This window comes from uncultured Roseovarius sp. (assembly GCF_913054395.1).
Lineage (GTDB): Bacteria > Pseudomonadota > Alphaproteobacteria > Rhodobacterales > Rhodobacteraceae > Roseovarius.
In genome coordinates this window covers 1-6,617 of the sequence record NZ_CAJXIP010000164.1, presented here as the reverse complement: position 1 = coordinate 6,617, position 6,617 = coordinate 1, and the positions used below count along the sequence as shown (strand labels likewise).

Annotated in this window: 5 protein-coding genes and 1 pseudogene; 2 read left to right on the top strand and 4 right to left on the bottom strand. The window is 60.3% G+C overall.

What is annotated here, in order from left to right; translation table 11 throughout:
• The 3 genes from QZ522_RS16605 to QZ522_RS16595 all read right to left on the bottom strand — a co-directional run.
• On the bottom strand, positions 1 to 923 hold a 923-nt coding region (locus QZ522_RS16605; protein ID WP_294614151.1), incomplete at its 3' end, for an ABC transporter permease.
• 76 nt (positions 924 to 999) lie between these two features.
• Positions 1,000 to 2,550, bottom strand: a complete 1,551-nt coding sequence (locus QZ522_RS16600) for an ABC transporter substrate-binding protein (RefSeq protein ID WP_294614148.1) — start codon at positions 2,548 to 2,550, stop codon at positions 1,000 to 1,002.
• A gap of 106 nt (positions 2,551 to 2,656) precedes the next feature.
• Positions 2,657 to 4,681 carry a CocE/NonD family hydrolase gene (locus tag QZ522_RS16595; RefSeq protein ID WP_294614145.1) on the bottom strand — a complete coding sequence of 675 codons (2,025 nt, stop codon included), beginning with the start codon at positions 4,679 to 4,681 and terminating at the stop codon, positions 2,657 to 2,659.
• 131 nt (positions 4,682 to 4,812) lie between these two features.
• Here QZ522_RS16595 and QZ522_RS16590 point away from each other — a divergent pair, with 131 nt between their 5' ends.
• Entirely contained in the window at positions 4,813 to 5,625 is an 813-nt protein-coding gene (locus QZ522_RS16590) for a helix-turn-helix transcriptional regulator (RefSeq protein ID WP_294614142.1), read from the top strand.
• Positions 5,626 to 5,847: 222 nt separating this feature from the next.
• On the opposite strand, the gene QZ522_RS16585 is transcribed toward QZ522_RS16590, so the two are convergent.
• Entirely contained in the window at positions 5,848 to 6,078 is a 231-nt protein-coding gene (locus QZ522_RS16585) for a DDE-type integrase/transposase/recombinase (RefSeq protein ID WP_294614139.1), read from the bottom strand.
• Between the two features lie 151 nt (positions 6,079 to 6,229).
• Here QZ522_RS16585 and QZ522_RS16580 point away from each other — a divergent pair.
• A pseudogene (locus QZ522_RS16580) lies at positions 6,230 to 6,469 on the top strand (IS6 family transposase); the annotation flags it as partial.
• Positions 6,470 to 6,617: the final 148 nt, after the last annotated feature.

Here is a 6,617-nt window from a genome sequence, read left to right as displayed (position 1 = left end):
GGATCAAACCAGGCTATAAGGATGTCAGAAAACAGGACGACGAAGATGTAGAGGCCGGTGGCCACCAGAACTGCGCCCTGCACGATCGGGAAATTGCGTGCCATCACCGCGTCGAAAATCAGCTTGCCGATGCCGGGGCGGGCAAAGATGATTTCGGCGAAGACCGTCGAGGAGATCATGCCGCCAAAGCCCATGCCGATCAGCGTGATCGTGGGCAGGATGGCGACGCGAAGGGCATATCCGAAGACCACCCGCCGGGGTTGAAGCCCGAAAGCGCGCGCCGAACGGATGTAGTTCTCGCCCATGACTTCGAGCATCGATGCCCGTACCATACGTGCCAGGTAACCCACCCAGCTCAGCCCGATGGCGAAAGCCGGTAGGATCAGATGGGAAAGCTGATCGCCGACCTGCCCCGGCTCACCAGCCCCAATGGCCGGAAGCCAGCGCAGATGCACCGCAAAGATCAGCAGCGCCCAGATCGACACAAGAAACGACGGCACGGCGATGGTTCCCACCGACAGGACGCCGGTGACCCGATCGAGCCAGCTGTTGGGCTTGACCGCTGCCAGGCATCCCAGCGGAATACCAAGCAGCATGGCCCAGCCCATCCCCGCGCCGACCAGCGCCAGGGTAAAGCCGATCCGCTCCATGATGATGGTGGTGACGGGCCGGTCGGAAAACACGTCCAGCCCCAGGTCGCCCGTCAGCGCATTCCCTATATAGATCAGGAACTGTCGCCAGACCGGTTCGTTAAGATGCATCTTTTCGGCATAACGCGCGATGGCTTCTTCCGTCGCGCGCGGCCCAAGGGCGATCGTCGCCGGATCGCCGGGGATGAGGTAGAGCAGCGAGAACAGGACCAGCACAACGAGGCCGATCACCATCGCCGACAGGCCCACACGTTTGGTAAGGTAGTAGAGCACAGACGATCTCTCCTTGACCGAGTTTCAATATATCGGCCCGCGCGCCGCGGCGCGGGCCGATTCCAGGGGCCGAAGATCAGCCCTTGGTAAACCTCCGATAGTTCAACTCGCCCGAAGGGGCGGCGTTCACGGCCACATCGGTGCTGTGCACGAAGGCTTCGGGCTCATGGTTGATCCAAACATAGGCGCCGGTGTTTTCCATGATCTCTTGCATGCGTACATAGATGTCGTGGCGCTTTTGCATGTCGGTCTCGTTGATCCCTTCTTCATAGAGGCGGTCGAACTCTTCGTCGGTCCAGCGCTCCCAGTTCCAGACACCGACCTGGTCGGAGGTGAACCACTGCGTCGCTTCGTAGGGGTCGGGCGTGGTGCCGAAGCGCATGATCCAGAGCTCTAGATCCTTCCAGGTGTCGCCCTTGCTTTCCTGGCCCATTTCCCAAAACGGGCCACTGTCGAGCGGAATGATGTTGAGCGTGATCCCGACCGCCGCAAGGTTGGCCTGAATGATCTGTGCCGTAAGCATCCGTTCCTGGTTGTTCAGCGTGCGCAGCGTCAGCTCCAGACCGGAGACACCCGCCTCCTCCAGCAGCTCGCGTGCCTTGCCCGGGTCATAGCTGTAGCCCGCGCTGTCGCGCTGACCGGTCAGGCCGGGGCAGATAATGCCGTTGGATTTTGCCGTGGTGCCCGAATAGGCGCCCTGCAGGATGGTATCCACATCCACCGCATGTTGGATCGCCTTACGCACACGGATATCCTGCAACTTGGGATGTTCCGTGTTCATTCCCATCCACATGTATTGCAGTTCGCCGGCCACAGCGATCGCCGTACCCTCGGGCATGTTCTTGGTATAGCGCGCAAGCGTATCCGCGCCGACTTCGGTACAGTCCAACTCTCCGGCCTCGAAAGCCAGCTCCGCAGCTTTGACCTCGGTGATGACATTACATTCCACCCGGTCGAAGGCAGGTTTCGGTCCGGTCCATTCGGGGTTGGCGGAAAACACTGCGCGTTGTCCCGGCGTCGCCTCGTAGGTGTAGGGGCCGCAGACCGCAGGGAACACCGTGGTGAACTTGCCGCCAGCGTCGGCCATGGCCTTTTCGCTCAGCACCGCGCCAGGCCCGTGGCAAAGGGTGATCATGATGAAGGGCGCAAAAGGCTTGCTTAGAACGATTGTGCCGGTGCGGTCACCGGTCACCTCAACATGATCCAGCGCCGCGAAATAGCCCGCCCAGTCGCTGTCCTTCATCCTTTCGTAGGAGAACTTGACATCCGACGCCATCACAGGGCCGTAGCCGCCCGACCAGATCAGCCCCTCGGTCAGTTCGAAATCAATATGGGTGGCGTCGCGCTGTTCCAGCTTCGTGACGAAATAACTCGGTTCCCAGGTGAAGGTTTCGCCATCGCGGGCATATTGCGCGAGGAACGGAAGGCACTGCTTCTGGGCTTCGATCTCGGTGCCGCCGGTCATGAAGCCCGGATCGAGCACATTGTTGTCGCCATCGATCCTCAAGCGCAGCGTGCCGCCTGCCTGCGCAAAGGCTGCGGTGCTCCAAGCCGGGCCCAGAGCCAATGCGCCTAGTGCGGCGGTTGTGCCGAGAAAGCCCCGGCGGGTTGTTCCTGTCTGTTTCATTGTCGTGTCCTCCCTAGATAATTCCTGGCCGGAGCATGACACAGCGTCAGGCGTCGGCCTATTTCGCACCATTTCGCAAATTGACGCTTTAAGAACGCCTATTCACTCACAAATGATCGCGCGTGATCCGTTCGTCCCAGCGTTTCTCCGCGATCAGTTCATCGCCCTCCCATGCTCGCAGCTCGGCGGTGATGATGAAATCACAAGCATCAGCATGCAGAAGCGTCCGCGTTTCGGACCGCACCGACCAATCTCCGCGGCTCAGACCATAATACCATTCGGTGCGCCCCCAGGCCGTGGTGACGTCGTCCAGCTTTACGCCGTATGTCTCGTACCCCTGCTTGTGCAAGGTGATATCGTTGGCCAGCAGGCGCGTGACGCCGCCGCCATCGGCGATCTGCATCTCGATCTCGCCCCGCGCCGCGTCTTCCACGACACGAAAGTAGCTTTCAGGATCGGCGATCTGCTCGGTCGGTGGCGGCGGCCCCGCCTTCGGCGCTCCGAAATCCGGCAGCGCGTCATCCAGCGGCGAGGCTGCGCGCAACGGCAGTTCCAGCGCGCTCCCTTCCGTATGCAGGCTCAGCGTGACAGGCTCCGGCGTAGGCCAGATCATCGGGAAGTAGCTGCTGGACAAGGCCAGCCGAAGCTGATGCCCGGCCGGCAGGGATTGCGCCACATGCTTCATCGGGATGGTCACGTCATAGGCTTGACCGGGTTCCAGCATTTCGGGGCTGTCATGGCCCGCAAGATGGTTGATGTTGAAAACCCCGAAGGACAGGCGGGTGGACCGGCCGTCGGGATGGACATCCACCAGTCGCGCAGCGATCTGCGCCACAGGTCTATCCACACTCAAGCGCAGGTGAACATTGGCATCCCCCGCGAAGGCCATCCCGTCCTCAGGCACATCGATCTCGAAACACAGGCTGCCGGCGTCCTCCCGCCGTTGATCGACCGGCGCATCCCCGGGCGTCGCGTAGCCGCACCATTTACCCGAGGCCATGCCGACATCCGCTGGGCTTTGGTGATGAAGAACGGCGGTTTCGTGTGCCTTCTCGAGGCTCAGCCCGCCTTCTGGCGTCAGGTGAAACATCGTTCGCGTCACCTGTGGCGAAGGCCAGCTCGGCTCGGCGATCCAGCGGCCCGGCCGGTTTTCATAGTGACCCTGCGGCGGTACGCTGTCCTGCATGTAAAGCCGCAGCATCGGCTCATCCATGATCCCGGTCTCATGCCCTTTCAACCAATGATCCCACCAGCGTAGCTCCTCTTGCAGAAATCCGATGGCGGGCCCCGGCGCGCCCATGTGCGGGTAGCGATGCGCCCAAGGCCCCACGAGCCCTTTCTTCGAGCCCTGCAAATGTTCCATTAACCGAAATACACTGCGCGGGTAGCCATCCGCCCAGCCCGAAACGGCATAGACCGGGACCTGTACCTTCGACCAATCCTCACAGATCGAGCCGTGCTCCCAGAATGCGTCGCGGCGCTGGTGCTCAAGCCAGTTCTTCAGCCAAAGCCCACTCCCCTCAAGCCGCTCCAGCCACATGTCGCGCCATTTGTCACCAACATTCGCCGGGTCCGGCGGTAGGGTGTTCCGCCCGAACATGATGGAGGCCCAGCTGAGTTGCTCGCCAAGAAGGCAGCCGCCCATGTAATGGATGTCGTCAGCGTAGCGGTCGTCGGTGGAACACAGCGTTACGACCGCCTTCAATGCGGGCGGCTGGAGGGCCGCTATCTGCAACCCATTGAAACCGCCCCAGGAAATGCCGATCATGCCAACCTTGCCGTCGCACCATGGTTGATCCGCAATCCAGGCTATGGCGTCGCACCCGTCCTGCAATTCCTGCGGCAGGTATTCATCCACCATCAACCCCTCGGAATCCCCGGCTCCGCGCAGATCCAGCCGAACCACCGCATAGCCATGCCCAGCCAGGTAAGGCTGCATTGATGCATCGCGTGCGGTCGTGAAGTCGTTCTTGCGATAGGGGAGATATTCCAAGATCGCAGGCACCGGCGCGTCCTCTGCACCCTCCGGCATCCATATGCGCGCGGCCAGCTTGCAGCCATCCGGCATCGGGATTTCCATATGGTGGATTTCCCGCACAACGTGGGGATAGCCATCAACCTGCGCAATCATTTCAGCCCTCCGATTTCCCTGCACCCCTGCGGTGCCAAATTCGTTGAAAAGTCTACTCGCATCATGGGGCGGGGCAATTTCGCACTAATTCGCGAATTGACGCGAATAATGCTTCACCTTAACAAGGTTCCATGTCTGATGAACTTCGCCAAAATCTGGGACTGCTTTGCAGCTACCACCCCTCCATCGCCGAGGTATGTCGCGGGCTCGAGATCAACCGACAGCAGTTCAACAAGTATCTCGCAGGCACTTCTCATCCGTCGCGCAGCAACATGCGCCGGATCTGCGATTTCTTCGGCGTATCGGAATCAGAGCTGCTGATGGAGCCTCAGCAATTCGAGGAAATCATTGCCCTCAAACGCAAGCCCCTCCAGCAGGAAGCGCTGAGCAAGCCGCTGCGTCATCTCGACAAGCTCTATCAGCACAGCCAGGATCTGGAAAAATACCTCGGCTACTATTTCCGATATTTTTACTCCTTTGGAAATCAGGGAAAGGTCATTCGCTCTCTCGCGCTCGTCTACCGCGAAGACAACAAGTATTACTGGAAGAACATCGAGATTCTGCGCGACCCGGAAACCGGGCGATCGAATGGGCTGAACAAGTATGAGGGGGTCCTGTTCTATCTTGCCGACCGCCTGTATATTCTCGAGTATGAATCGATCGAAGTGAACACGATCACGCAGGCAACGTTTTACCCCAGCCACCGAAACCGCATCGGGCTTTTGCTTGGTATCCAAACAGGTGGTCCGACCCGCCGCGGTCGCAAACCTGGCGCCTCAAAGGTCGCGCTGGAATACCTCGGACGCGATATCAATGTGCGCCAGGCACTCAAGAGGACCGGTCTATTCGACCCCGGTGACGGCTCGCCGCGTTCCGAAATCATCTCTTTGATCGAGAATAGCATTGAGCCGTCGTCCTTCGTCCTCGATGTGGACGAACCCTGACAACTGTGCCGAGAATGCAATTTGAACAGGATGGCCGCTTGATAGTGTGGCGAGCTGCGCACCACGCACGGCCGTCATTGACCCGCGTTCATGAGTTCGCCCCATTGCACTTGAAGAGCAACAGGGGTCTGCGTGTAGCGGGCTTGTAGATGAACCCACGTTTCGGGGTCGGGGATCAGCGTAGCTGTGAGCCTTGTCCGTGACGATCGTCAGTGGGTGATACTAGCGAACCGTCTCCCGCCCCTGCAGTAGAAAAGCCCTTGTGGCCTTCGCGTTGCGCTTTGCCGTCAAGCGGGAGTCAATCAGCTGGCCGAACTGGTCGACGGCCCGCCAAAGATAACACCACCGCCCGCCGATCCGGACATAGGTTTCGTCGACATACCACTGCAGCCCGCGCCACGAGCGATGCCCGGCGAAGGCCCGCTTGCGGATTTCGGGGCCAGATCTACGCACCCAGCGGCGGTTGGCCGAGTATTGCTCCGCAGTTCACACTGGGTGTGAAACCTGTAATTCTGCACCGATACGTCGATCCCAAAGGCAACCAGCGCGACTATGGGAAACGCGTGCTCGGAGCTTAGGGTGGCATTATGCGCCCAGCCGGAGCAGACCCCACAAGGGGCTGAACAACCGGGCCGAGGCGTCGCCGCGGCCCACCCGGCGACGAGAAAAGATTATGGGTCGGTTCAAGCCCCCGCGACAGGCCCAGCGTTTTCTGTCAGCCCATAACCAAACCGCCGCCATCTTCCCTCCGAAGCGGCCCCGAATTTACGCAGCATCCTATCTCCACGCCCGGGCTGACGCGTTCAGCCCGTGGACCGATTATGCGGACGAAATGACCGCGTGAACGCCGCGCTGTTCTTGGTTAGGCTGCGGTCGAAAAACATGACAAAGCCCGCGTATCTTAGGGTTCTTCGCTGCCAATCTCTTCCTTGCGCTTGGCGATATAGGCGTCCAGTTCCTCGCGGATTGCGGGTTCAAGCGGGGGTTGCTCG